The sequence below is a fragment of the Desulfolithobacter sp. genome, assembly GCF_054025815.1.
Map to the genome: position 1 here is coordinate 1 of NZ_JBPMMS010000007.1, position 2762 is coordinate 2762.

A 2762-nucleotide genomic window follows, 5' to 3' on the forward strand; every position below is an offset into this window, starting at 1 on the left:
GAACGGGTCTGTCAGGGTCTCCCCGACGAAAAACCCACATATAGGATTTTTGGGTGGGGCTTCGGCCAGGCTCCTGCAATACCTGAAGCGGTGTTTCATCGGCCTGAATGAAGGTTCCGGCCAATACTGGGAATCAAGTATCTGGATCCCCCCTTGAGTTCATCGAATCCGTGCCTGGTAGCCAAGATGCCCGAAAAACGGACACCGCGCTACGTCCCTCCCGAGGAAGATTTCTGGAAGATCTATAACGTGGCGGAAGGGCAGGATAAGGTCATGTTGCTGGCCTTCCTTCATCTTGCAGGAAGACGGAGCGAAATCTTTCGGTTATTGGTGTCTGATCTTGACTTTGCAAACAGAAGAGTCAGGCTTTCGACCCGTAAGCGTGAAGGTGGCAACCTGGAGTACGATTGCGATTGGCTGCCCATGACGGAGGAGTTGGCTACCGCACTCACCGAATGGCTGAAGATTCGTCCCGTCGAATCGGATCATGTCTTTGTCTGTATCGACAACACACCCCTTTCTAGGGAGTATTACGGCAAGCCATTTCAGTACCGGCTGCAGTTTATACGTCGGTTGTGCGACAGGGCAAAAGTGAAACGGTTCGGCTTTCACGCCATTCGCCATCTCACCGCCTCCTGTCTTTACAGGCAGGGAAAGAGCGTGGGTGTCATTCAGGCAATTTTACGACATAAGAGTCCTTCGACTACGGAACGCTACCTGAAAACATTGGGACTTGAACATACCCGCAAGGCTCTGGAGCGGCTTTTCAAACCCCGAAAAGCGGGTGTCGTGAAGTTTGACCCGAGGCTTGTCGGAAGGCCTGAAAAACGAGCTGAAAATAAAAAGGCCGTTTAAAGGGCCGTCAACCCTTTAAACGGCTATGTCGCAAAAGAGAAAATGTATTGTAACTACCTGTTTTCTCTCTGTTAAAAAGTGGCGTCCCCAACCGGATTTGAACCGGTGTTGCCGGCGTGAAAGGCCGGTGTCCTGGACCTGACTAGACGATGGGGACCTGTCCTGTATATGACTGGTGGGTCGTGCGCGATTCGAACGCGCGACTCTCTGCTTAAAAGGCAGATACTCTACCAGCTGAGTTAACGACCCCGGTATTTTGGGAAAGTTTTCTCTACACTTTTTTATATACCGTGTCAACGAAAAATATGCAAAGCCGTTGTGAAAAAACCGGCCCCCCCGACAGGGGCCGGGAGAGCTTATTTGCTTGTTGCCTGGGCGCAGGTCTGCTATATCAGTGGCCATACCAAAACGGTTTTGCGAGAGCACACCAGCAAAGAGCAGTCAACGATCTGAAAGAGTGAGACCATGGGCCTGTTATCCGGTTCCGCATCGTTTGTCCGTTGTGCCGTTCAGGGCGAGATGCCCGAGCATTTCTGGGATTTTGTCGCTGATCGCGTAGCAGCCAACAGTTTTACCGATATCGACGATACCCTGGACGAGTACTCCATCGGCTGGGTCTCGGTGGCCAACATGTTTGATTCCGAGTTCGCCTACAGCTCCTATGCGGCTGGCTATTATGTGGTGCTCAGCATGCGGGTTGACGAGCGCAAGGTCTCGCCGGCGGTGCTCAGGAAATGCGTGGCCAAGGAGGAGGAGCGGATCAGACACGAAAAGCAGCTTCCGCGCCTGTCCAGGGCCGTGAAGCTGGAGATCAAGGAACGGGTGCGGGCCGAGCTGGTGCGCAAATCGGTGCCGGTTCCGGCGGTCTACGATCTCTGCTGGAACCTCTCCGACAACACGCTGCTCTTTTTCTCCACCTCGAAAAAGGCCATGGCCCTGCTGGAGGAGCTTTTTTCCGATACCTTTGACATGACCCTGGTGCCACAGATTCCCTGGTTCGCCGCCCTGCACATGCTGGATGGTCCGGATGCGGAAGAGCGGCTGGAAGCACTGCGGCCTGCGATTCTGATCTGATGAGGGCCGGCGGAAACGGCAGCCATGGGCGCCCGGAGTGACAGACAATGGATCTGGTTGACCTGATACAGGAAAAACGGTTTATCGGCCAGGAGTTCCTGGCCTGGCTCTGGTACAAGTCCGAAGAGCGGGGCGGATCGGTGGAGGTTCCCGGCCTGGGGGATGTGCTGGTGGTCTTTGAAAAACACATGCTCCTGGAGTATGGTGAGGGCGAGGCCAGTGAAAAGGTCATCTGCCGCGGCCTGCAGACCGAGCTGAAGGAGGCGCGGGCCGGGCTTGGTCTGGGCAAGAAACCCGAGCAGGCCCGGTTGCGGCTGGCCCGGGGCGATTACGAGTTCGGCGTCACCCTGACCGCCACCATGCTGGAGTTCCGCAACGTCCGGCTGCCCAAGACCGTGGCCGCGGCCGACGAGGGCGATGATCCCGATTCCATCGAGGGCCGGGTCCTGGAGAGGATCGCCCTCTTCGAAGAGTTGACCTCCCTGGTGGGAGAGCTGTTCCGGATGTTCATCGCCATCCGCGCCTCGGATCAGTGGCCCGACGAACTCCGGAGGCTCCGGGCCTGGGTCGGAGAGGCGGCCGAACAGTGATGGTTCAGGACGTTGATACACCAACCTGTGCAAGGAATTTTTGAAGTCGCTGGATACAGACAATGGAATTTGAGACCGTGATCGGGCTGGAGATCCACGCCCAGATGAAGACGAAGAGCAAGATCTTTTGCGGCTGTTCCACCGAGTTCGGTGCCCCGCCCAATACCCACACCTGCCCGGTCTGCCTGGGCATGCCCGGCGTCCTGCCGGTCCTGAACCGCAGGGTGGTGGAATTCGCCATCA

The 2762-nt window shown here is 56.4% G+C and carries 4 protein-coding genes, 2 tRNA genes and 1 pseudogene; 4 read left to right on the top strand and 3 right to left on the bottom strand.

Going from position 1 to position 2762, the window contains the following annotated elements; translation table 11 throughout:
• Positions 1 to 124 (bottom strand): IS66 family transposase (locus ACXJJY_RS01495; RefSeq protein WP_456384941.1); only part of this gene is annotated, 124 nt, incomplete at its 3' end.
• Between the two features lie 29 nt (positions 125 to 153).
• On the opposite strand from ACXJJY_RS01495, the gene ACXJJY_RS01500 reads away from it, so the two are divergent.
• Complete coding sequence (locus ACXJJY_RS01500; protein ID WP_456384938.1) at positions 154 to 855, top strand: tyrosine-type recombinase/integrase; 702 nt, start codon at positions 154 to 156, stop codon at positions 853 to 855.
• 79 nt (positions 856 to 934) lie between these two features.
• Here the strand turns inward: ACXJJY_RS01500 and ACXJJY_RS01505 are convergent.
• Both ACXJJY_RS01505 and ACXJJY_RS01510 read right to left on the bottom strand, forming a co-directional pair.
• Positions 935 to 1012: transfer RNA gene (locus ACXJJY_RS01505), tRNA-Glu, on the bottom strand.
• Between the two features lie 16 nt (positions 1013 to 1028).
• Positions 1029 to 1104: transfer RNA gene (locus tag ACXJJY_RS01510), tRNA-Lys, on the bottom strand.
• A gap of 216 nt (positions 1105 to 1320) precedes the next feature.
• Between ACXJJY_RS01510 and ACXJJY_RS01515 the strand changes: the two genes are divergently transcribed.
• The 3 genes and pseudogenes from ACXJJY_RS01515 to ACXJJY_RS01525 form a co-directional block, all read left to right on the top strand.
• On the top strand, positions 1321 to 1929 hold the full coding sequence (locus tag ACXJJY_RS01515) for a recombination-associated protein RdgC (RefSeq protein ID WP_456384939.1): 609 nt from the start codon (positions 1321 to 1323) through the stop codon (positions 1927 to 1929).
• Between the two features lie 47 nt (positions 1930 to 1976).
• Positions 1977 to 2519, top strand: coding sequence for a hypothetical protein (locus tag ACXJJY_RS01520; protein ID WP_456384940.1), 543 nt, complete (start codon positions 1977 to 1979; stop codon positions 2517 to 2519).
• A 62-nt stretch (positions 2520 to 2581) separates the two neighbouring features.
• Positions 2582 to 2762 (top strand): annotated as a pseudogene (locus ACXJJY_RS01525) (Asp-tRNA(Asn)/Glu-tRNA(Gln) amidotransferase subunit GatB); the annotation flags it as partial.

Bases quoted from the DNA above. Each gene is read 5' to 3' on its own strand.
- ACXJJY_RS01520 (WP_456384940.1), top strand. From the start codon at position 1,977: ATGGATCTGGTTGACCTGATACAGGAAAAACGGTTTATCGGCCAGGAG.
- ACXJJY_RS01515 (WP_456384939.1), top strand. From the start codon at position 1,321: ATGGGCCTGTTATCCGGTTCCGCATCGTTTGTCCGTTGTGCCGTTCAG.